Origin of the sequence: Collinsella sp. AM29-10AC (assembly GCF_003469085.1) — a bacterium.
Classification (GTDB): Bacteria; Actinomycetota; Coriobacteriia; order Coriobacteriales; family Coriobacteriaceae; genus Collinsella.
The window spans coordinates 14,156-34,034 of sequence record NZ_QSKB01000017.1 but is presented as its reverse complement, the minus strand read 5'-3'; the positions used below and the strand labels follow the sequence as shown (position 1 = coordinate 34,034).

General features: G+C 52.2%; 28 protein-coding genes. 1 reads left to right on the top strand and 27 read right to left on the bottom strand.

The features are described 5' to 3' along the window. Positions 1 to 238 precede the first annotated feature (238 nt). The 5 genes from DW754_RS06810 to DW754_RS06790 form a co-directional block, all read right to left on the bottom strand. Positions 239 to 1,009, bottom strand: coding sequence for a hypothetical protein (locus DW754_RS06810; RefSeq protein WP_117758915.1), 771 nt, complete (start codon positions 1,007 to 1,009; stop codon positions 239 to 241). 9 nt (positions 1,010 to 1,018) lie between these two features. Next, on the bottom strand, positions 1,019 to 2,635 hold the full coding sequence (locus tag DW754_RS06805) for a relaxase/mobilization nuclease domain-containing protein (protein ID WP_117758916.1): 1,617 nt from the start codon (positions 2,633 to 2,635) through the stop codon (positions 1,019 to 1,021). Further along, a complete protein-coding gene (locus DW754_RS06800; protein ID WP_147336384.1) occupies positions 2,632 to 3,294 on the bottom strand; it encodes a hypothetical protein in 663 nt (220 codons plus the stop codon). The genes DW754_RS06805 and DW754_RS06800 overlap by 4 nt, the downstream gene beginning before the upstream one ends. 2,237 nt (positions 3,295 to 5,531) lie before the next feature. Next, positions 5,532 to 6,182 (bottom strand): small VCP/p97-interacting protein, encoded by a 651-nt coding sequence (locus DW754_RS06795; protein ID WP_147336385.1) that lies wholly within the window; start codon positions 6,180 to 6,182, stop codon positions 5,532 to 5,534. A gap of 126 nt (positions 6,183 to 6,308) precedes the next feature. Then, the gene (locus DW754_RS06790; protein WP_117758919.1) at positions 6,309 to 6,752 is read right to left on the bottom strand and encodes a hypothetical protein; all 444 of its coding nucleotides are present in this window, start codon (positions 6,750 to 6,752) and stop codon (positions 6,309 to 6,311) included. 237 nt (positions 6,753 to 6,989) lie between these two features. Here DW754_RS06790 and DW754_RS06785 point away from each other — a divergent pair, with 237 nt between their 5' ends. Next, complete coding sequence (locus tag DW754_RS06785; protein ID WP_117758920.1) at positions 6,990 to 7,253, top strand: hypothetical protein; 264 nt, start codon at positions 6,990 to 6,992, stop codon at positions 7,251 to 7,253. 349 nt (positions 7,254 to 7,602) lie between these two features. Here DW754_RS06785 and DW754_RS06780 read toward each other — a convergent pair whose 3' ends face one another. From DW754_RS06780 to DW754_RS06675, 22 genes are all read right to left on the bottom strand, one after another. Next, positions 7,603 to 8,373: a hypothetical protein gene (locus tag DW754_RS06780; RefSeq protein ID WP_117758921.1), complete on the bottom strand. Its 771-nt coding sequence runs from the start codon at positions 8,371 to 8,373 to the stop codon at positions 7,603 to 7,605. A 171-nt stretch (positions 8,374 to 8,544) separates the two neighbouring features. After that, positions 8,545 to 9,261: a DUF2786 domain-containing protein gene (locus DW754_RS06775; protein WP_117758922.1), complete on the bottom strand. Its 717-nt coding sequence runs from the start codon at positions 9,259 to 9,261 to the stop codon at positions 8,545 to 8,547. Continuing rightward, positions 9,258 to 9,641, bottom strand: a complete 384-nt coding sequence (locus DW754_RS06770) for a hypothetical protein (protein ID WP_117758923.1) — start codon at positions 9,639 to 9,641, stop codon at positions 9,258 to 9,260. Before DW754_RS06770 ends, DW754_RS06775 begins: the two co-directional genes overlap by 4 nt. Positions 9,642 to 9,736: 95 nt before the next feature. Beyond that, positions 9,737 to 9,937, bottom strand: a complete 201-nt coding sequence (locus DW754_RS06765; protein ID WP_117758924.1) for a hypothetical protein — start codon at positions 9,935 to 9,937, stop codon at positions 9,737 to 9,739. A 146-nt stretch (positions 9,938 to 10,083) separates the two neighbouring features. After that, positions 10,084 to 10,455 carry a hypothetical protein gene (locus DW754_RS06760; protein ID WP_117758925.1) on the bottom strand — a complete coding sequence of 124 codons (372 nt, stop codon included), beginning with the start codon at positions 10,453 to 10,455 and terminating at the stop codon, positions 10,084 to 10,086. 172 nt (positions 10,456 to 10,627) lie between these two features. Further along, positions 10,628 to 10,960, bottom strand: coding sequence for a hypothetical protein (locus tag DW754_RS06755; RefSeq protein ID WP_117758926.1), 333 nt, complete (start codon positions 10,958 to 10,960; stop codon positions 10,628 to 10,630). Positions 10,961 to 11,098: 138 nt separating this feature from the next. Further along, on the bottom strand, positions 11,099 to 11,395 hold the full coding sequence (locus DW754_RS06750) for a hypothetical protein (protein ID WP_117758927.1): 297 nt from the start codon (positions 11,393 to 11,395) through the stop codon (positions 11,099 to 11,101). 148 nt (positions 11,396 to 11,543) lie between these two features. Continuing rightward, positions 11,544 to 12,146, bottom strand: a complete 603-nt coding sequence (locus tag DW754_RS06745) for a hypothetical protein (protein ID WP_233508895.1) — start codon at positions 12,144 to 12,146, stop codon at positions 11,544 to 11,546. Positions 12,147 to 12,283: 137 nt separating this feature from the next. Next, a complete protein-coding gene (locus DW754_RS06740) occupies positions 12,284 to 12,658 on the bottom strand; it encodes a hypothetical protein (protein ID WP_117758928.1) in 375 nt (124 codons plus the stop codon). A gap of 122 nt (positions 12,659 to 12,780) precedes the next feature. Further along, on the bottom strand, positions 12,781 to 13,119 hold the full coding sequence (locus DW754_RS06735) for a single-stranded DNA-binding protein (protein ID WP_117758929.1): 339 nt from the start codon (positions 13,117 to 13,119) through the stop codon (positions 12,781 to 12,783). 226 nt (positions 13,120 to 13,345) lie between these two features. Continuing rightward, positions 13,346 to 13,651 (bottom strand): hypothetical protein, encoded by a 306-nt coding sequence (locus DW754_RS06730; protein WP_117758930.1) that lies wholly within the window; start codon positions 13,649 to 13,651, stop codon positions 13,346 to 13,348. Between the two features lie 131 nt (positions 13,652 to 13,782). After that, a complete protein-coding gene (locus DW754_RS06725; RefSeq protein ID WP_117758931.1) occupies positions 13,783 to 14,022 on the bottom strand; it encodes a hypothetical protein in 240 nt (79 codons plus the stop codon). Between the two features lie 147 nt (positions 14,023 to 14,169). Beyond that, the gene (locus tag DW754_RS06720; RefSeq protein ID WP_117758932.1) at positions 14,170 to 14,583 is read right to left on the bottom strand and encodes a hypothetical protein; all 414 of its coding nucleotides are present in this window, start codon (positions 14,581 to 14,583) and stop codon (positions 14,170 to 14,172) included. Positions 14,584 to 15,086: 503 nt separating this feature from the next. Further along, positions 15,087 to 15,407, bottom strand: coding sequence for a hypothetical protein (locus DW754_RS06715; protein ID WP_117758933.1), 321 nt, complete (start codon positions 15,405 to 15,407; stop codon positions 15,087 to 15,089). A gap of 158 nt (positions 15,408 to 15,565) precedes the next feature. Beyond that, the gene (locus DW754_RS06710) at positions 15,566 to 15,802 is read right to left on the bottom strand and encodes a hypothetical protein (protein WP_117758934.1); all 237 of its coding nucleotides are present in this window, start codon (positions 15,800 to 15,802) and stop codon (positions 15,566 to 15,568) included. Between the two features lie 143 nt (positions 15,803 to 15,945). Then, positions 15,946 to 16,305 carry a hypothetical protein gene (locus tag DW754_RS06705; protein ID WP_117758935.1) on the bottom strand — a complete coding sequence of 120 codons (360 nt, stop codon included), beginning with the start codon at positions 16,303 to 16,305 and terminating at the stop codon, positions 15,946 to 15,948. 70 nt (positions 16,306 to 16,375) lie between these two features. Next, on the bottom strand, positions 16,376 to 16,585 hold the full coding sequence (locus DW754_RS06700; protein ID WP_117758936.1) for a hypothetical protein: 210 nt from the start codon (positions 16,583 to 16,585) through the stop codon (positions 16,376 to 16,378). 176 nt (positions 16,586 to 16,761) lie between these two features. Next, positions 16,762 to 17,340: a signal peptidase I gene (gene lepB / locus DW754_RS06695; RefSeq protein WP_117758937.1), complete on the bottom strand. Its 579-nt coding sequence runs from the start codon at positions 17,338 to 17,340 to the stop codon at positions 16,762 to 16,764. Then, positions 17,341 to 17,697 carry a hypothetical protein gene (locus tag DW754_RS06690; protein WP_117758938.1) on the bottom strand — a complete coding sequence of 119 codons (357 nt, stop codon included), beginning with the start codon at positions 17,695 to 17,697 and terminating at the stop codon, positions 17,341 to 17,343. Between the two features lie 26 nt (positions 17,698 to 17,723). After that, positions 17,724 to 18,476 (bottom strand): DNA/RNA non-specific endonuclease, encoded by a 753-nt coding sequence (locus DW754_RS11170; protein ID WP_233508896.1) that lies wholly within the window; start codon positions 18,474 to 18,476, stop codon positions 17,724 to 17,726. A 277-nt stretch (positions 18,477 to 18,753) separates the two neighbouring features. After that, a complete protein-coding gene (locus DW754_RS06680; RefSeq protein ID WP_117758939.1) occupies positions 18,754 to 19,149 on the bottom strand; it encodes a DUF2493 domain-containing protein in 396 nt (131 codons plus the stop codon). Between the two features lie 165 nt (positions 19,150 to 19,314). Continuing rightward, positions 19,315 to 19,875, bottom strand: a complete 561-nt coding sequence (locus tag DW754_RS06675; RefSeq protein ID WP_117758940.1) for a hypothetical protein — start codon at positions 19,873 to 19,875, stop codon at positions 19,315 to 19,317. Positions 19,876 to 19,879: the final 4 nt, after the last annotated feature.

Below are 19,879 nucleotides of genomic sequence, written 5' to 3'. Positions count from 1 at the left end.
CCAGGCGCTCATCTGGTTTTCCGTCTGGGTGTCGTTACGCTTCCGCAAACCTGTCATCTCCTGTCAGAACGTGCGGAGAGACGGTCCGAGTCATACCGAGTCAGTCAAGCGTAATCAAATTGGAATAGATAGCCGTGCCTCGCACGGTCGGGCGGTATATTCGTCTCTCCTGTTTCATGGCGCTTGGGGTTACGCCAGCACATTCAAAATATCATGAATCCGACGGCTGTGGCAAATGTCAGACATCGAACAGAGAGTCCTCATCGTCATCGAATCCGTCATCATCATCGTCCACGGCGAAATGCTTCCCGAGGGATGGGTTAGAGGTTGAATCGGAAGGTTCGGGGGCGGCGGAATCGGAAGGATATTCCGAGTCCTCTCCATCATCCGATTCGATAAGTTCTGCACCGACTATTCCCTCGGCGTTCTTCGCCTCGTCCAGCTGAATCTCCTTGTATGCGTCGAGCGGGTAGCCAATAAGGTCGCAAATCTCTTCTTCGCTCATCAAGGGGTTAGCCTTCTTCATATACTTGAAGACGAACACCGCCTGGGAATTCATCGAAGTGACGTTACTGTCCGTGTAGGAAAGCACGCGCTGAGCCTCGAACCTCGCCCCGTTGATGAGCCAATCGCCCGTACCCTGCCGCCAAAGGGCATCCACCGTCCCGTTCGCACGCTGCACGATGATGCGGGAAATCTGTTTGATGCCTTCGCGGGAGCAGAGGAGCACGGAGGTCCCCAAGCGCCTCGATGCAGAGGTGAGGCTGACGGGGTCCCCTTTTGAATCCGTGAGACCTGGAATATCGACGCGCTGTCCCTGGGGCGTTGCGTCATACCAATAGAAATCAAGTCTCAGACCAACCTCGTTTACGAGGTCGAGCCGTAGGTCAAGCTCGGTCATGACGTTTCGGGCTGTCTTGTCGCCCGCACTCATGGCGTTGGTGGCGGTGAAGGCGCTCGTGTCGAACTCCTTCATGCGTCCGTTCTTGTACTCGATAGCAATAATCATGCCTACTCCTTAGTGATGTTTGGTTTTCTGAATCTCGGTCGCATCTTCCTGATGCTGAGAATTGCCGGAATTGGAGGAAGTGCCTGTTGGGTTGTTTGCGGCAAGACCGCCGTAGCCCTTCGCGTCGCGTACATCCGCCATCGCATCAAGGATCTCCTCCTCGGTCATCTTCTTGCGACGGCCATCACCGGTCGCGGAAGACTTGGGGTACTCGATGCCGAGCGAGCTGGCATGGGAAGACGGATACTCAACGTTAGAACCGCGAACTGTGCGGTCGCGCGGAGCGGCATCATTTTGCTCAATGGTCGTTTTCAGGCGTCCCATGAGTTCCGCTCCCTCACGGGTGCATGGCGTTGCCGCCTTGGCGATGGCCATCGCAGCGGAGCGCTCGTCCTCGTTCATCCAGCGCTCGCGACTGACGAGTCCTTGAGCTTTTTGACGTTGGCTAGCGTATTTTTCTGCCATCGTCTGCTCTATCGATATTGCGGAATACTGCTTGCCCAACGTTGAGCCTTTGACTTTTCTGGATTCGGGGTCACTTGGATGGTGATAGACGATATCGCCGTTACGGTTGTAGTTGACCTTGATGCCGAGTTCGGCGAGCTTCGATGCGAAATCGACAGGGCCTTTGGAAACGCGCATCGCGACGTCCACGCGGTCTCGGATATCATCCTTCCAAGACCAGCCTTCACGAGTTTCGATTTGCCGCTCCGCCATGGTATCGGAGTCTCCGAATCCACGCGGGACAACAAGACGCATGGCGCGGCCGTCATCGGTCCTCATGGTTGTGTACGAAAGACCGGTGAACTTGTCGGAATTGGTTGAGTCGGGCTTACCGTCACTTGGCCGTCGGCTGGCGGTCAAGCTGTCCGTATATGTCTCGGGAATCAATTTTTCGACCGAACGACGCTCATCCAACTGCTGCTGCATGGCCTCGCCAAAGTCTTCAACTTTGGCACCCTTCGCCTCGTTTGCAAGGACGTTATCGAGCGCCGCCATGGCTCGGTCGAGCCTCTTGCCGCGGGAAACTTTCAAGCCCTTTTCGTCCATTTCAGCCTGAGTGTATGACTTGCCATCGGTGGCGAAGGCGTGCCAGCCTCGTTCAAGCGACATGGTTTGCAAGTCAGCTCGCATCGCCTGGACAACCTTAGTCGTAAGAAGACCGGAGATGCGGCGCTTGGTCTCGAGCTCAGTGTTGTTGATGACGATGTGCGCGTGCAGGATGCCCTGTTTTCCTTCGGCCTCGCGGGCGGTGTTGTCATCGTGATAGGCGATGGCCACCTCGAAGCGCCCGATGCCCTCCCCTTCAGGGCCGCGCGAGTCGAACCATTTGGAAGCCCACTCGTTCACGAAGTCGCGGAAGTCATCGAGCTCTACGCCATTGTCCTTTTCGTCGAGCGAGATAATCATGTGCTCGTAAGTACGAACCTTGGTGTCCTTTTTGACCGGCACGTCGTTGCCGAAAATCTCGCGAGTTCGGTCCATCACTTTCGCCCAGTCGCGGCCTTTCCAGTCGCGATCGGTGAGGTTCAGGAAATCCTTGTCCAGGGCGCGGTCGTTCTTGAATAGATAGTAGCGAATCCATTTGACTGAGCTATGACCGGAGAGGGGCTTCATATAGGTCATGAGTCATCGCCGTCCTCAAATTGGTCGGGTCGGGGTGTGCCGTGTTTTTTGCCGCGAACTCGTCGGCGGCGCTCGGGTTCGGTTTTATTGACAGGGGCCTCGGTTTGAACCAAGCCGATAGCAGTCAGGTTGACGGACGGTTTGGCGGACAGGGCCTCGACATCGGATGCGAGAGTCTTGAGGCGCTCATAGATCGCCTTGTTCTGCTTTGAGAGGCGCTCATAGAGCTCAACAATCTCCGTTCGCTCATCCTGCGAGAGGGCGCGATGGTTGCCGTACTTCTTGATGATGCGATTTAAGGCACGGACTGCCTGGTTGTAGTTGACGCCGATGGCGCGGACCTCGTTGGAGATTGATTCGAGCATGCTGTCGGTAATGGCTTGGATTGCCAAACTTTCAGTTTGGTTGCCGGAGAGCGCGAGGGCTAGGCCTGGGCCGAGCGGACGGGTGAGCGATTCGGAGCCTGGAGTGGCATGGCGGATGGATGTCAGGTCGAGGGTCACCGGGAGGGCAACTAGGGTGCGAAGGTAGTCGCTTCGGCTGGCGTTGAGGGCATCGGCCCGGGCGTCGAGGGCGGTCAGGTCTGCGGTCGGTAGGCGGACTGTGATGCGGCGAGTTACGGGCTGGGCAGCATTTGGGGTCGGCGAGATGGCTGACATTTCGGTGTGCGTCCGTTCGGGTTGCGGCCGAACTGGCGGGGCGTAGGGTGACGTGTCGACCGGCATTTGGATGGCGGTGGGGGCAATGTCTGACAAATTTGGGCTGACGGTTTCTAGGGTTTCTCGATCTGTCGAAATGTCTGACATTTCGTATCTCCTTAACTACGGCCGATGGTGAGCTTCGCGAGCAGGCCGTCCGTCAAGCGGATCTAAATGTCTGACAGCCTGTCTGACATTTCGCTTGACGGGAGCGAGCGGAGCGACGCGATTACAGGCCGCTAGCGGCCCCAGCTGCGGCTTTGCCGCAGGTTCAATGTCTGACATTTCTAATGTCTGACGTTGAACGAAGCTGGCGTGCAAAATGGCCTTATGGGTAGTTTGGGGCACGTTTTTAGGTGGGCTCAGGTGTTGCCGCAGCGGCATCCATAATTGGCAAGGCCGTTTTGCACCTGCCGCCTGTCCGCAGGGCTGGCGGCCGCGCCGCGGGGTGATCGGCCCCTGCTTGGGGCAATTTCTGCTATTCCGTGGCGTGTGGTCGGGACGTTGGGAAATGTCTGACAGCCTGCTATTGATTGCCTAGGTAATGTCTGACAATCCCACAGCCGAGGAGCGTAAATGTCTGACAGGACATAAGGTTCGTGATGAATGTCCGACAATGAAACAGATGGGGAACAGGGCTAGCAAAGAAGTTACGGGCGATGAAAGTAGGTGTGTTTTGAAAATGCGCTTGGCAGGAAACCACAGTGATCTGCAATTCGGATCAGGTAGCGCACTCCCCTATTTGGTGAGCGGTTCAGTAGTCTGGGATCGAGTTCTGATGTGTGTGCGGCAATTAGTAAGTTATATACGAGTTTCGATTTGAACAACGGCGGAAATAGTTCGACAACAAACTATTTGTAAGGTTGATTGGGTTCTAGCAATAAGATTTGAACGCTGATTTGGTTGTTGTTCGGGAGTGCAGTCGATATTTGCAAATGCCTTTGTATTAACTTAGAAAGTCGGTAAATGTGTTCCGTGCAACGCAAAACGATGGTGCGAACGCTTCGTGTTTGATGATTGTTGGCAAAAAGAAAGCCAGTTCTTCCAATTTAGAAACGCAAATTGACTACGTATTATTGATGGACTGGCAGCTGAAATAGAAAAGAAAAGCGCTTCGCGTAACGATTGATGCACGCCGTAAATTAAAAACTGGTTGCAGTTCTGAGACTGAAAACGTTATTCGATATAAAGGAAATCAAAAACTGCTGGTAATCTTATTGCACAGCAATATGGGCTATTCAGGCCGGTTGCGAAGCTATTTTCGCCTTTGGATAAATAGAGTAAGAACAAATAGTGATACTGCGGAGTGCCATTCAAGGCACTCCGCTTGGTTTGCAAATTGCTTTAAATCGTACGCAGGATAGTACCCGCAACCATAAATTACAACCTGAAATCAGCGCACGTAAAGGACGGAAGTAATTGCTGAAGAATATAAATGAGCGATAAAAACATGTGGACATGGGTGAGCTGATAGGTTTTCGTTCTCGCTTCTGCGTGTGAATCAGGCATTAGCTTCTGCCATATTTGATGGGATGCAATGACAACCCTAACGAGTGGATAGATAGATTCCGTTTGATTCCTAAAAAGCAAACGGGCAAAAATACGCAGAATACAATCCCAAATAAGCCGCGCAATTCAAATGCATCGGCATTTCGGCGGAATTATAAGAATATGAATAATAGCAAACAGTGATACCGCGGAGTGCCATTCAAGGCACTCCGCATGCGTTTCAATTAGTCTCAAGTTGGTGTTTGGTTGGTATCTGGACTGCAATTTAAAATTGAAATTAGAACTGCCCTATAAGAATCTCAGCCCTGCTGAATTAAATGTTCGCTGGCGTTTTGAAGCAAAAGCAGTGCATCGGCAATTGAAATTCTTTAGGACGGTGAGTTGAAATCAGATAGCAAAGTAGATCTAAATCATCGTCTGAAAGCCTGTGAAGATGCTCAACCTATTCATGCATGAAACAGGCGGCAACAAAAATGTCGCACCTCTGTCGCAGTAATGTCGCACCTCGGCCGCGAAATTAAAAAACTATCGGCCGAATATAGTCCTGCCAGGCTCTTGTGCAACGAGCCGATGAACATCTAAATCAGCTATCAAGACTGCTTTTGAAGAAAGAAAATGGATCAATCCAAAATGAATTGACCCAATAACTCGAGGCTGGAGATATATAAGAAGCGAGGGTACAGATAATCCTAAAGGAAGAACTGATCGTCCTTTTCTTCCTTTTCAGACTGTTCTTCAAGCTCGAAATCAACCTTCCAATCGCCGCGAACGACACGGACGATAATCAAGCCGATCGTAAACGCTACGATAACGAATACGTAGATCGCCTCGAACATAAACAGCTTTTGAAATAGATAGACGGCTGCAAGCGCTTCTACCTTTGCCGCCGAAGTCATCCATTCATGCTTGATAACCTCAAAGAAGATGATAGATGCAATCGAGAAGACAATCGATCCGATTGATACGCCACTGAGAAGTTTGCAAAGAATACTCGTGTGTATCGCGGCTGAAATATCTTCGACCTGCTTCTCGAGTTTTGCATGGATGCTATCAATGAACTGCTTTCGTTTATCTGTTCGCCGCTGCTTCTCCTCGGCTCGCGCCTGCTTCTTTTTGAGGGCGTTCTCCTCTTTAATCTGCTTTGCCTCGAGTCGTTCGGCCTTTCTTTTCTCAATTGCCTCGGCTCGGAGCTTCTCCTCGTGGCGCTTATGTTCAGCTTCGATTCGGTCGATAATCTCACAGTATTCATCATGTGAGACGATCTTTAGGTCGCTCGTGCCGGGGTGTTGTAAACCGGGGCGGCAATCTGCACACGCCTTGCCGCAGGAAAAGAGTTTCATTCGGGAACAGCCACACTCACAACGGTTACAAGGAGAATAAAGTCCATCGCAGTTGCGACTCTCGAGTTCGGACGAAACAATTGTCTTTAGATCTAGGTCTTCCAGTTTCGTACGCTTCATCTGCACCTACTCCGCCTTGCCGTGGTCGATGCAGTATGGGGCGATTCGATAGCCGTTGGGCGCCTCTTTTGTTCCGACCCTGTCTTTGTATTTGAAGAGGAGGACACGATGACCGACCAGGTCACGTTCCCAAATCTTCTTTACCGCGCTCTTATGGTTGGAATCAACGCGCTCGGAACGGATCCTCTCCTCCTTTTCTCCGTTGTCCGCTTGGAACTTAATCAGGTAACGCTTCGAAGATTCCTCGAACTCAATCGAGTTAATCGTTGCCGCGATTCGTACCGAACGGCCAATCATGGACGGCAACGAGCGATCGGCCGTGAGACGTTCCAGCTTTAGCATTTCCTGGGCAACGGCGAGCTCTAGGTTGTCGCCCCTCCTGCCGCTCAAGAGCAAGGCGAAATACGCCATACGAATGGTTGCCGGGTCGAATTGGGTATCGTTATCCATCTGTCCTCCTAATGTGGGAATTAGTTCTTACATCTTGGGACAGACTGAATATATCCAGCGTGATTTGCCGCTGAGGCAATCTCACGAGCGAACCGAGGACGATTGAGGGACGATCCGGCACTGTTTTCAGTGCTTTTGGCAGGGGTCGGGCAACGGCCGATCGCATTGTCGCGTCTAGGAAATAGCTAGAATGGCTATAATCAGAATAGACTATCGTATATCTGAAAGAGGTATCCAGTGCTTGAACGAATCGGTTCGTCCGACGCTATTCGCTATATGGTGCAGGATTGCGGTATGACACTGCAGGATGCATCGATTAAAACCGGCAAGCAGAAAGGCAGTCTGTCAACGCGACTGCACAACAATACGCGATTCACCATCGATGAGTTTGTAAAGATCTGCGATGCGTGTGGCTGGCAGCTCGTACTTAAACGCGGAAACAAACAGTTCGACCTGCGTGGGATTGACGAGAACAAACAGCGGACCGATGTGAAAAAGTAGCGCTCTGATCAGCTTTCGTCGCGTTTCTTCCAGTAATTGCATCGGTTCGAATGGGCGGTCTCGAACTCATGGCCGTCCCTGCGGTGGCATATGTACTCAACTTTCGTATCTTCGGGACGGTGCAAATCGTCCGGAACGTTTCCGTTGCAAGTGCAATAGAGGCAGTCCGCGCATTTTCGTTTGGCATTTTCGGCTTGTTCCAAGGAGCGCCATTCTGCCCTGATCATTCCATCGCTTATGGTCATTGATAGGTCACTTTCCATTCATCATCCAATAGAAGCGATGCCACGGCATGCTTCGCGCTGGGTCTAGCCATTGGGTTGCAACTGTTTCAGCCCGCAGGACGGTCTTAGACGTATGCGAAATCAACAACGGTCTTGCCATCGGCCATGAGTTTCTTGGAAGCCGCGAGGGCTGCAAGGTTATCGATACGTTCCCGTTTCGAAAGGGTCCCGAGACGGGTCATGGGATGATACGGCATCGGATTGGGCTTGCTTTTGAGAAGCTCCGCGGTTCGGATCTCAATCGTGTCGGCGTAATCCTCCAGGAAGTCCCATGCCTCGTCTACCGGCAGCATCGTGTCGCGCTTGGGGTTCTTCCAGTCTTTTACCGAGCGACCTGTAATGCCCAGCCCCATTGCAATCTCTGACGTCGGCACTCCCAAGATATCTGCCCAGGCGGAAAACTCGGCCTTCGGATCGAGGTCGGGAAAATCGTCCAAGTGCTGCTCGATCCATTCATCATCGCGGCACGCATAGACAAATGAGCACTCTATATCCTTAGCCTCAAGTTGGTCGGCAACGAGATGACTCGCTAGATTGTAGAGGCCCATCGGTTCGGTCTCGGGCAGATCCTCGTCGCGATACCAGCGAAGGATATGTCGGCCGAACTTCTCGGCAGACTCATTCGCCTCGTTCAGGCAATGCATTGTAAGGTTTCCGAGCTTCTCGGTTTGGTCGTAGACCCAATCAAAGGCGTCCTTGACCGGAACGCAATAGAGCTCGGGGTCGAGCCATTTGCGCACGCTCGACACGCGAACATCGATGCCTCGTGCGAGGTCTTCGGGCTTGAGCCACAAGTTATCGAGCTGGGCCTGCATTGAACATTTGAAGTCGAACATAATCGTCCCTTCCTGTAGCGGGGTCGCATGACTCATTGCAGTCATGCATTTTGTCTAATTCTATCAGTACGATAGCGAACCAACTCCACCCAAATCGGCGCTAATTTTCCTATGGCCATATATAGGAAATGGATGGGGAGGGCATCACCCTCCCCTATTTGGTGTCGGTCGCTATGCGCAGGATGCGATACGGTCGCCCTGACCGAAGCCGTAACCGTCTTGCCTGCCGGCATCCTCGATTGAGTGATCGGAGGAGACGGTAATGGGGCGGGGCTTCATCTTTTTGCAGTTCAGTTCGTCATTCATGTAGCGATTGACGCTCTCGGGTACCACGATCGCCAAGGCCATGGTCTCGTCCTGCTCAAGCTGCTCACGGTAGGAGTTCTCGAGCCCCTGAATGAAACCGAGGCAATAGCTGTTCTTCACACCCGCACGCCGCCCAATCTTGGTTCCATTCTGTTCGAAACGTTTGCCGCAGAACTTCTTGAAACACGTCTCAATCGCATGCTTGGTGGCACGGAAACAACCGGCTGCGACCGTAGCGTCCTGGCTTTCACCGACGAAAACGAAACGGCTACCGGTCACGGTGTGGCGGCCGCTCCAATAGTCATATGCGCCATGGCTCGTCTGCATGTAGTAGCGGCAACGGTAGTTCTTCGCGATAACGTATGCGAGGACCTTGACCCATTCCGGAACGCGCTTGCCGAGATCTTCGGCATACTCGTTGACATCGGGGGCATCGTCGTCGAGGTCGATATCGTCGATGGTCATGTTGTTCGCGGCAAGGAGGCGCTGGAGGGCAAGGGATGCCGCCCTGGCTTCGCCCTCGGAAGTCGCGCCATCAATCATGGCGAGAATCTTCTTGAGCTTGGAATCGATAGGGTTCATGAGGTATCTCCCTTCGGGCGTGCGAAACGCCTTTCGTTTCGCTTATCGAGATATAGTATAGTTGAATATGGGCGGAGATACAAGGGCCATCTAAGACAAATGACTTTAGAAAGCTCGGTCAACTTAATGTTGGCGTAAGGATCCCAATCGCGTATTTCATCCTTGCGAAGAAGAAATCTCTCAAGCCGGTCTTGGGCTCTCTCCTGCACTTCGCGTCGATTGTATCCGTAAGCCTCGCAAAGGTCACCAACGATATCGAGGGTCTCCCGCCTCTCGATCCCGCGTCTTTCGATATCGCGGAGCATCGCATAGTCCAGTTCAATCCCGTAGAGCTCATCGCCCAGGAGCTTTATCAGGTCATTTTTCTTGAGAACAAGCATTGGTTTTGAATCGTCCTCCTCAATTCATGCGAAGCGTTACAACGAGAAGAGACGCCGGCGCGATTTAATCGGCTGCGTCTCTTCCAAATTGAGGTCTAATACAGGTCGGCTGCTCGGAATTGGGACTCGGCGAGCCAATAGCCGGCCGTGTGGCCGAGGTTCTCGGCGGCCAGCTTGGCGATTTCCATGGCGCCCTGCTTTGCCGCCTTGCAGGCAACCTGATCGCCTGCATCGGCAGCTTGCCAGCAATCGGCGATACAGTTTGCAATCTTCTCGATGTAGTCCTGTTTGTTCATCAGTCGTTTCTCCTTACGGGTTTGCGGAGCGCCGTTCGTTCCGCTTGTCGGCATATAGTATAGTTGAATATGGGGAGGGTTTCAAGCTCGATTGGGGATAATAGCACGAAAAAGGCGACCGGAAACGATCGCCTTGAGTCGCTAAACTATGCTCCGAATACAGGCCAGTTGTCGATGTTATCGGTGTCGTAGCCCGTGTACACGTTGTCCTCATCCGTCACGTAATACTCGAAGATATCGGAGTAACCGAACCTCTTCATGTCGGACTCGATCCAGTTCATGATTTCGTCCGGACACGGCAGGTGCTTAGCCTTGATAACCATGCTGTAGTCATCAGCAAAACCGACTACGATGAAATAGACACCATCATAGGTAGTCGGGGTGACGAAATCGCCACGCAGATACAGGTCGCGCTTGCCTTTCTCGCGCTGCTCCGTCAAATAGTTTTCGGCCTCTTCCCAGTCTAGGAACTGAAATTCGTTAACCTGCACGCCTTTGCCGTTGACCAATGTAATCATGGAGATATCTCCTTCCGATTTGCAGGACGCCCTTCATCCCACTTTGCTTAATGATAGTATAGGGGAATATGGGAGGAAATTCAAGATCTAGCTGGGAAAACGGTATGAAATAGGGGCATCGGATAACCGATGCCCCTATTCTCGATATCAAGGAAATATCTTTGGGCTTCTCCTAATCGTCGATGAAGTGATGGTCGTGCCCGAAGTCTGTCTGGCGGCACAGCGCGTCGATATAGCGCAGGCGTTCGTCTATATCCTTCGCGATCTTCATGTCGACCATGCTGGCATAGTCGTCAGTCATGCTTAGAGCAGTTAAAGCATCAGAGAAAAGCCAACAGGTCTTCTCGAACTCTGCCCTGAACGTCGCAATCTTCTCGGCTGCGACCTCGCGAGAAACGAGCTGGTTCCTCATCCTCTGTAAGGTCTCGATCTGGGTGAGTTTATCGAACTCGCCCGAGTCAATCAACTTGTCAAGCTCCTCGATTATGCTGCGCGTGTCACTCATGGTTGTTCCTTCCACTAGGGTACGGGATGCCTTTCATCCCGCTTGTCTACATATAGTATAGTTGAATATGTATAGGGATGCAAGATCATCTAAGGAATACAGCAGAAAAAAGGCGATCTCGCTAACGCCTTTCCCGTTCTATTGCGCATGTTCTTTCAAGGAGGACAGTACGATTTTCAGGCTCTCTCCTTTCAGCTCTTTTTTGGCTATCGAGCGGAAGTCCTCGGTATAGTCGGGGTCGTTGCCGCTGCACCACTCCTTCGGCATCTCTTGCCAGGAACTCTCATATTCATCTGACGTGCAATCGTCTAAGTAGAAATAGAGACCGTTCGTGTCTTTCAACGCACGCATGACCTTATCGAGATCTGCGTCCTCATACATATCCAAATCAAAGAACCATGTCCTGGTCTCGGTGTACATCACAGTCTTTTTCATTATCGATTCCTCTCAAGGGACTGTATTGTTTTCGCGATTGGGGTATTTCGGCGACTTATGTGATCGCAATCCGAACTAATGGAATTACATTAGCTAGGTTCGTGGTCATATCTTCGATTCGATGCCAAGGGATATCCTTGCCGCTCCCCTATTCCTTGCCGCAGTTATTTCGTTCGACGCGGTGAAAAGCCTGGGATACTGAGCTTACCCCGTCTATGTCGGCTGGACGACTATCGGCAAGGGTCACAGCGAGCTCCTCGACCCCACCAACAAGATGGTCCGCAGTCACAACGCCGTATACGTCGTAGCTCGCGAGACAGTTCCATATATCGTAGCGTTTATGCCACGGCATCGACGCGGTTTGACCGACAATGAGCGCCGCGGATTCGGATGCGATTTGCTCGCCGAAATCTTCGGTGGCAAAGGCAAGGAAAGCGTTTCGCGTATCCGACACGAAATCCTCGGCTGTGTAGGTCGACGTCACGGAATAATTGGACTCAACAATACCGGTCTCGCTATCTTTCGTTTCGGTAAGGATGCCAAACACAAGCTCTGGAGCGACTATATCCTCGAGACCGCGTCGGTTGCAGAATACGACTTCGTGTCGGTAGATGGTCTCTGCCAGGCGCTGGTACCCGCGAAGCTCTCGCCTCGCAAAGTTCAGACTCGAGCGAAACTCGCTGCTTCCAAAAGCTCCGCTAACTTCCTTCTCGCCGATAAATGCTGTTGCCAGATAGCTTTTCGTAGCCATGTCAATTCCCTTCTACTAAGGTCTGCCAAACGCCTAACGTTTCGCTTGTTAGCATATAGTATAGTTAGTTATGGATAGGGATGCAAGATCTCTTAGGAAAAATATAAGGAGTACCGAGATGTCGATACTCCTAGCAACTATTCCTCTTCAAAATCGAAAGCATCGGCAAAGTCTCTGTCCAGCAATACAGCTTCCTCCTCGAGTGCCAGATGAAGGTCTGTCTTGGACAGGGCCAGATTAACCCCGCAAAGAGCCAACATGTCCGCATCGACCGGAATAGCATAGGCATCAAACTTCTCAAGTAAATCGAGATCACCGGCCACCAATGCTTGGAAGTCCTGTGCTGCCTCGCATCCCCGCCCCGGCAAATACCTCGAACAGCGGCGGAAAACCGAATCCCTAGAATCAAAGGGGTAAATTGCCGCGCCCACGTAAATGCTTCCGTCCTGTGCTTTATAAGCGACGATATTTGCGCGGCTGTAGGCATCCGAATATTTAAAATCAACTACCATACGCTCCGCCAATCTATAGATTGCTGGATAATTCCATCGCGAAAAAACGCGGAACGGCTATCGTTCCGCTAGTTGCATATGTCAAAAGGCAGACGATCTTGCGACCACCTGCCCTTTGGTTCCTACTGGTCTCGACGCTGGGCCATGAATTCGATATCCTCGACGATCACCTCGAGCTTGGTACGATGCTGTCCCTCCTTCTCCCACTGGGTGAAGCGGAGCTTTCCCTCGATGGCAATCTTGTCGCCTTTCTGCATGTGCTTGGAGACAGCCTCGGCGCGGGTTCCGAACATGGAGCAATCGACGAAATTGGGGTAATCCTCCCACTCGCCGGTCTGCGCGTTGCGACGGCGGTCGTTGACGGCAAGGCCAATCGAGAGGACGGGGGTACCGCCTGCGGTAGCGCGGAGCTCGGGGTCACGGGTGAGGTTGCCGGAAAGCAGAACGCGATTGATAGACATGGTGTGTGTTCCTTCCACTAGGGTCTACGGGATGCCATTCATCCCGCTTGTTGACATATAGTATAGTTGATAGTGGAGCTGGGTGCAAGATCAAATCGAGAAAAGTTCGAAAAAGTTGGGGAGTAATCGAATAGAACTCAAGGGTTCAAGGTTGTGCATCTAACGGAAGAGGGCGATCGTTGCCAATCGCCCTCTAGGTTATCTTTGCAGTCCTCGTGTGTCCTACCTATCCAATCACAACGCACTTGGGAACACGGTAGTAAGCGCAGTCCTCGTCGGTAAGCACGCCGACAAGATCGGCAAAGGGTGTGTATCCATCGTTTTTCTCCGAGTCATTCGGTGTGAAAACACGGGGAACATAAATCATATTGCCCTCCGCGTCAGTCGACAATCCCACAGGCATCCTCGCGATAGACTTGTCGATAGAGATCAATTCGTTCAGTCTGGACATCAGTTCGCGCACTGTCATGGGACGGATCAGACCGTCGTCCACCCTGGTCACGTACCTGGAAATATCGTTCGTGTTGGGCATTTGAGGTTCCTTCCTTTAAGTGTACGGGATGCCTTTCATCCCGCTTGTATTGAATATGGATTGGGATACAAGATCGACCGAGAAAATAGGATGAAAAGGGCATCGGATAGGTCGATGCCCTTTTGTTGGGACTAATTGCCAAACAGGTCGCGGTAGCTTTCGTCGTTCCACTCGGAAATCGGATCATCACAGCTGTCGTCGGACTCGACCTCAGTTTCGAGCGAATACTCGCCGCAGTTCTCGAAGTCATTCCAGAAAGCATTGCTCTCTATGATTCGACCCAAACGCTCCAGGGCATCATTCTCGTCCTTGCCCTCAACGACGAACAGACCTTCACGATGCTCGGTGACCTTGATTGTGAAGTTTTTCATGGGGTGTCTCCCTTCGGGTTTGCGGGATGCCCTTCATCCCGCTTGTTGACATATAGTATAGTTGAATATGGGTAGGGATGCAAGATCCAACTGGGAAATCGTTCACACAAAAGGCGGTCGCGAGACCGCCTTTTGTGTGAAATGAAGTTATTCCAGACCCCAGACACACTCCTCACCGAGCTTTTTAAGCATCTTGCGGGTCAAGTCGTCCTTTGCGTAATCGAGTGCGCCGTGGATCTCCGAATTATCGTATCCGGGCTGCTGGCAGGCCTGATACTCGTAGCACTCGATGCAGCCGTACTTCTCGCCGAGGGTGAAGGGCTTCCCGTCCTGCTTCTGCGTGAGCTTGAACTCATGGGCGCGGGTATGCTTGCCGTAGTACTCGTTGACGGAAGCGTAATTGGCATCGAGAAGCATCTGCCCGACAATCTGGCCGCAAGTCGCGGGGTTGTACTTGACGCCCGACTCCTCGTCCTTCAAGCTCGCCGGCTCGAAATCGGTGTCTGCCATTGCGGCGACGATTGCGGAAATCGTGAGATCGGAAACGACGTAGCAGCTCATATCAATATCTCCTAACTGGCGTGCAGGATGCCATTCATCCCGCTTGTTGGCATATAGTATAGTTGTTTACAAAGGAGGACGCAAGGTCATTCAGGAAAATAGTCCAGAAAAAAGCAGCCATGGAGCTACTAATTTCATTTCAGGTTATTCTGTCCCATTCAATGATTTCAGAACCATATTTCGGGCTTCTCCCGCTAGCTCCCTTTCCGCAACCCCTCGGAAATACTCGGTAGCGCGATCAGTGCAGGGGGATTTCTCGTCTTCTGACGTTTTACTCCATCCGCAGGCAAACTCGTCCTCGGCGCGGTCGGTCAGATAGTAATTGAAGCAGTTCACTGTAATGCCGTCAGGGCCTTCTCGGGTTGCATTTTCTCGTCAACGTCGAGTTCGAAATACCAAGAACGGGTCTCGGTGTATTTGTAAATCTTCTTCATGGTCGTTCCCTTCTCGTTTCAGATGATTCAGGAGGCAACCTTTTAGTTGCCACCTGTCCGGCGAGCTGTCTAAAAGTTCTGAAGCTGCCAGAGGTCAATCAGGGTGTCCAAGACACCAATCTCATAATCGAGGATATCCAAGTCCCTGTCTAGTTTCTGGAATATATAGTCGGCGCCATTCCGTTCGGGCGTATGCAATCTCACCTCAAGCAGAAGTCCAATTCTTTCCATCGCCAGGCGCATCTGGTCGTAATTCGCATTGATGCGGTCTCGAAACGCCCCCGGTTCGGGATCTTCAAGCGCCTTGACCTTGCCCATCAGGCGCTGCGCCTCATGGTTCATGGCTCGAACCCTAGCAATCGTCTCGATCTCCTTGCGATTCGGTTGCATCGTGTCCTCCTTTCAACCGTATGCGTCGATGCGCATGCGGCCGTCAATCTACTCAACTAATCGGGACGTTTCCCAGCTCATGCCACTTGAGCTCAAAGAATTGATCGGAATATTCCTTCATGGGGTTCCTCCTGCTGTTGAGATCGACAATATCTTGCCTAATGAAAGCGAGGCTTCTTGATAGACCATTTCCAAAGCGGTGTCCCCACCCATCGGACGGTTAACTCATGAAGGTTATCGTCGATATCTAGCCCATCGCCGAACTCCGCGACTAGATTGGCGCAATCTTCAAGCATAAACTCGCGAGCATCGGCAAAGCTCTCGAACAGGTCAACAGTTTCGTAGTCATCGTCCTCGGGTCGGGTAAAAATAACCGCCAAGACGTTGTCGTTCATAGAGTGTCTCCTTACGGGTTTGCGGGGCGCCTTTACATCCCGCTTGTTGACATATAGTATAGTTGCATATTAGATAAGATACAACATCTGTCTGGGAAAATTGCACGAAAAAAGGCGATCTTGCGACCGCCTTTTGTTCAGGGCTAGTTGTTGTTCTTGAGAACCTCCACTGCGCCGAATATGACCTGCGAGAAATAGCTGTCGTATCCAGTCATCTGGAAGCCGCAATAATCGCACGCAGGGAGACGTTCGAGCAGCGTTGCGAGAGCCTCGAGATTCTCAATCGCGTCCGCTCGGTTGTTGCGCCTGTTGGCTTCAAATCGGGCCCTCAGGGCATCGCTGCAACCGCTGTCGGTGCCGTACAGGGTTCGGCCGAACTCGGTGTGCTTCTCGTCCATGAGAGCATCGAGATCCCTAGCGCATCCGGGCTTATTTGCCAACTCCTCGGCCGCTTGGCGGCACTCCTTAGCGACTTCATCCAGGCTCATGGTTTCCTCGGTCATTGCGGTTTCCTTTCTCCAAAAGGTATAGGTCGATAAGGTAGGGAGCGCTGTTGCGCTCCCCTGTTGGCGTTTAAAGCGAGCAGCGGTAGGCTTTGACCACTTGGCTAGCACACTCGATGCCATATGCAGTAATAGCCCAAGAGATGGGTAATACGATGCAGTTCAGGTACAGGTAGTAGAACTGGCTGAACCATGCACTGAAAGCGAACGACGCTACGCCAATCAGCGCCATGACAATCCTCGGGAAATAGAAGAGGAAGTCGTCCAATTTACGATTCATAGGGAATCTCCCTTCGGGTCTGCAGGACGCCGTTCGTCCCGCTTGTTGCCATATAGTATAGTTGAATATGGGCAGGGCTGCAAGATCAAAATGAGAATAATAACAAAGAGATTTACGAAAAGGGCATCCATTAAAGGATGCCCTTTTGAGTATGACTAAATGTCAAACTATATGTCTCAAAGGAGGCCGATACGGTTCCAAGGCAGGTAGCGCATGACGCAGATGCCTATCACGCTGTCCTCTGATATCGGGCCGAAATAGCGGGAATCTGCGGAATTCTCCCTGTTGTCGCCCATGACCCAAATCTCGCCCTCGGGAACCTTATAGGGGTAGGATATATGCTTGCCCTTTCCAAGGTACAGCGGATAGGAATCGCCCTTCGCGTAATCCTCCGTGATTTTCTTCCCATCGATATATACCGATCCGTTTTTCATATCGACCGTCTGTCCGGCGCAGGCGACAACACGCTTACATAGGACGTCTTTCTCGGAGCCCTTTTCGGGGTTCTCGAAGACGATAACGTCCCCCGCAGAGGCGGTTTCACCCAACTCCAGGGTAATCTTCTCAGCTAGCACGCTATCGCCGACTCGAAGCGTATCGCACATCGATTCGGTGGGGATGCTGAACGGCTCAATAACGAACGACCTTATCAGTAGAACCGTGCCGATAGCCGCTAGGATTATCGCGGCGTAGATAACGGCGCCCCATGGAATAGGTAGGCGCGTCTCGTTTCCGGGCTCTTCCAAAACAACCACCTAGTCCATAAGGCCTTTCATGCCGATTGCAGTCAAGCCGCCTGAGCCCGTGCTTTGCTTTAAGGCGCTCTGAACCACCTGTTTTTCATTGAGGTAGCTGGCCGAGTCGGCCGGGCTGTGACCGCAATCGTCCTCAACATCCGATTCATGGAAATAGACATACGTTCTCCGAGCCATGACCGAAGGATGCATCCTATATCCAACGGCCTTCGCTTTTGGCGCGAAACCGCGATTGAGCCACTGGTTCAGCGTGCGGAAGCTCGCCCCCAGGTCAGCAGGAAGGTGGTTCTTGATCGGGAGCTCATCCTCCGCATTGGCAGTCACGTCGCGCCCCATAAAAGTCACCGTTGTGTACATGTATGAATCTCCGTTCTGAAATCAAATCAATTTACTTTCGTCGCTTCGCCCGTGGCGTAATCAATCCTGTAGCCAGGCTGAACGTTATAGCAGTAGACATCGAAATCGATGCTCTTGCCCTTATCCGCCAAGGAGTACGCCTGGATGCGGACACCGCGGGCAACCAATTCGCCGTCACGGAAATCGGGGGTCACCTTGTAGTAAACGCGACCGCCGCCGGCAAAGATAAAGTCGCACACCTGCATCTCATAGGGCAGCATGCCCTCGATGTTCATATAGCGGGTTCCCGTGATTAGGTTGCGCTTCTCGGCGTTCATGCCAGACAGGCACCAGGCTACCAAGTGGCAGCGATTGTACAGATACTTGCCATCAAGGGAATCGTCGCGAACCGTGTGCCAACCGGAGGGCCTCACCATTCCGATTGAGCCACGCTTCTCCCCTCGTGCGGGAGCCGTCTCAAGAGACACAACCATCTCGACTGAGCCGCAGCGGCCACTCGAATCGAGATCTGGGAGAATCGGATCAGTAGGTGCCGTTTTAGGTGACAAACCACTCGTATCCGAAAGCGTTACAGACGGGTTGCCGGTGTAGCCAGGAATCGAAATCGGCTGGCTTGCGGTCGAGGTTGCATCAGAAGAATGGGGAGCCGTGACAAACTGATTGGCAGCGGAGACACCGAAGAATCCAGCGCCTTGAGCCAAAAACGAGGTGCCTACGGCAAAGAAGAGCGCGATGCCGAACTCTAGCAGTTGTCTGACTTTCGCATTGGAGATTTTCACGGGCGGCTCTTTTCGGTATGTCGGGTCATTTGTCTCGCATCCTTTCGTATCCAAGTACGGATGCGTCTCCCCGACCGATCGGTCAGCCCTTCGGCAAGTTCAGCCCTGCCTATAATCTAGCGCAGACCGAGAGGTTTTGCCGAGCTGCGCTTGTTCTTCTCCTGTCCGATGCGTCTTGGGGAAACGCATTAACTGACGTTGATTTTAGCACAGGAAAACGACGCGCCGTCAGTTTCCGTTGGATATAACGGTCTGGCGATAAGACATACCTATGAAATCATGTGGCATAAATGCCATGGCGAGGGTCAATCCTGATAATCCTAATAGGGTTGTCGAACTCTTTTGCAAGGGCGAAGCTCTGGGCGGTGCCTTTGCTGTGTCCGTCCCAAAAGGCGATAACGCCGCGGTCGGCATGGGTGGAGATATAGGAATGCATCTCGCGGTTCCTAACGTAACCTGCTCGTTTCCCATATCGGGACCACTCGGCGGGAAAAATCTGCAACGAGTAGCCGAGCTCGCGGGCATAACGCTCCGCCATGGCATCGGTGCCGGATGCACCGCCCGAGACAATCTCGATATCGGTCTTGCCGGCAAGCAGGGCATCGCATTTCGCCTTGAATGAGGCGTAATCGGTATATCCCCTGCTTCCGACTATCAGGCAATGGAATGTCATTTGGAGAACGTCCTCTCATATTGGGTTGCGAGCCGCTTTCCGTCCCGCTGATAGCGCATAGTATAGTTGTATTTGGAGCCGGATACAAGATCCAATCGGTGAAAGAACACTAAAAAAGGCGATCTCTCGACCGCCTTTTGAGAATTGTGCAAGCGCCAAGAGTATCTATTGGAAGTCGTATTCTCCCTGGACGATACTTCCCTTGGGGACATGCATGCGTATCTCGCGCTTTGAGAGCTCTCGTCGATCGCGTGTCCACTCACCTACTATAGGAAACTCGTGAGTTTCACGGATGACCACATGTTGATCGACTACTTCGACCCTCGCAGCATCGGCATCTGCATCCTCGTACACCACTGTATCGTCGGCTGGGTAACTTTTTCTACGATAGCCTCCATCGCCCTTTCTCACCATCACAACATACTCGTCCTGTTCCGTGAGGTATCCAAAAGATAGCGCCGCTTTGCCGTCAAGGCGCGAATCGGTCTTGAGCGAAACCAAGGGATTGGTCTCGACAGCCTCGACGTTTCCATCTACAGCTTCGAGACCCGTCGGAACGCCTGCCTGCAATAAAGCCATTAGAGCCAATCCCATGATTACAGCCAAGGCGCTACACAGATCGAATCGCTTTGGGGATGACTTATGCGCCGTTAAGACGGCACTTAAAATGTAAATCATCCAAGCCAAACCAAAAGCGAATAATATGATCCTAATCCAGAACTCCAATTAC

Coding starts and splice junctions, on each gene's coding strand:
- DW754_RS06810 (WP_117758915.1), bottom strand. CDS start 1,009: ATGATTATTGCTATCGAGTACAAGAACGGACGCATGAAGGAGTTCGAC.
- DW754_RS06805 (WP_117758916.1), bottom strand. CDS start 2,635: ATGACCTATATGAAGCCCCTCTCCGGTCATAGCTCAGTCAAATGGATT.
- DW754_RS06800 (WP_147336384.1), bottom strand. CDS start 3,294: ATGTCAGCCATCTCGCCGACCCCAAATGCTGCCCAGCCCGTAACTCGC.
- DW754_RS06795 (WP_147336385.1), bottom strand. CDS start 6,182: ATGAAACTCTTTTCCTGCGGCAAGGCGTGTGCAGATTGCCGCCCCGGT.
- DW754_RS06790 (WP_117758919.1), bottom strand. CDS start 6,752: ATGGATAACGATACCCAATTCGACCCGGCAACCATTCGTATGGCGTAT.
- DW754_RS06780 (WP_117758921.1), bottom strand. CDS start 8,373: ATGTTCGACTTCAAATGTTCAATGCAGGCCCAGCTCGATAACTTGTGG.
- DW754_RS06775 (WP_117758922.1), bottom strand. CDS start 9,261: ATGAACCCTATCGATTCCAAGCTCAAGAAGATTCTCGCCATGATTGAT.
- DW754_RS06770 (WP_117758923.1), bottom strand. CDS start 9,641: ATGCTTGTTCTCAAGAAAAATGACCTGATAAAGCTCCTGGGCGATGAG.
- DW754_RS06765 (WP_117758924.1), bottom strand. CDS start 9,937: ATGAACAAACAGGACTACATCGAGAAGATTGCAAACTGTATCGCCGAT.
- DW754_RS06760 (WP_117758925.1), bottom strand. CDS start 10,455: ATGATTACATTGGTCAACGGCAAAGGCGTGCAGGTTAACGAATTTCAG.
- DW754_RS06755 (WP_117758926.1), bottom strand. CDS start 10,960: ATGAGTGACACGCGCAGCATAATCGAGGAGCTTGACAAGTTGATTGAC.
- DW754_RS06750 (WP_117758927.1), bottom strand. CDS start 11,395: ATGAAAAAGACTGTGATGTACACCGAGACCAGGACATGGTTCTTTGAT.
- DW754_RS06745 (WP_233508895.1), bottom strand. CDS start 12,146: ATGGCTACGAAAAGCTATCTGGCAACAGCATTTATCGGCGAGAAGGAA.
- DW754_RS06740 (WP_117758928.1), bottom strand. CDS start 12,658: ATGGTAGTTGATTTTAAATATTCGGATGCCTACAGCCGCGCAAATATC.
- DW754_RS06735 (WP_117758929.1), bottom strand. CDS start 13,119: ATGTCTATCAATCGCGTTCTGCTTTCCGGCAACCTCACCCGTGACCCC.
- DW754_RS06730 (WP_117758930.1), bottom strand. CDS start 13,651: ATGCCCAACACGAACGATATTTCCAGGTACGTGACCAGGGTGGACGAC.
- DW754_RS06725 (WP_117758931.1), bottom strand. CDS start 14,022: ATGAAAAACTTCACAATCAAGGTCACCGAGCATCGTGAAGGTCTGTTC.
- DW754_RS06720 (WP_117758932.1), bottom strand. CDS start 14,583: ATGAGCTGCTACGTCGTTTCCGATCTCACGATTTCCGCAATCGTCGCC.
- DW754_RS06715 (WP_117758933.1), bottom strand. CDS start 15,407: ATGCAACCGAATCGCAAGGAGATCGAGACGATTGCTAGGGTTCGAGCC.
- DW754_RS06710 (WP_117758934.1), bottom strand. CDS start 15,802: ATGAACGACAACGTCTTGGCGGTTATTTTTACCCGACCCGAGGACGAT.
- DW754_RS06705 (WP_117758935.1), bottom strand. CDS start 16,305: ATGACCGAGGAAACCATGAGCCTGGATGAAGTCGCTAAGGAGTGCCGC.
- DW754_RS06700 (WP_117758936.1), bottom strand. CDS start 16,585: ATGAATCGTAAATTGGACGACTTCCTCTTCTATTTCCCGAGGATTGTC.
- DW754_RS06690 (WP_117758938.1), bottom strand. CDS start 17,697: ATGTACACAACGGTGACTTTTATGGGGCGCGACGTGACTGCCAATGCG.
- DW754_RS06680 (WP_117758939.1), bottom strand. CDS start 19,149: ATGACATTCCATTGCCTGATAGTCGGAAGCAGGGGATATACCGATTAC.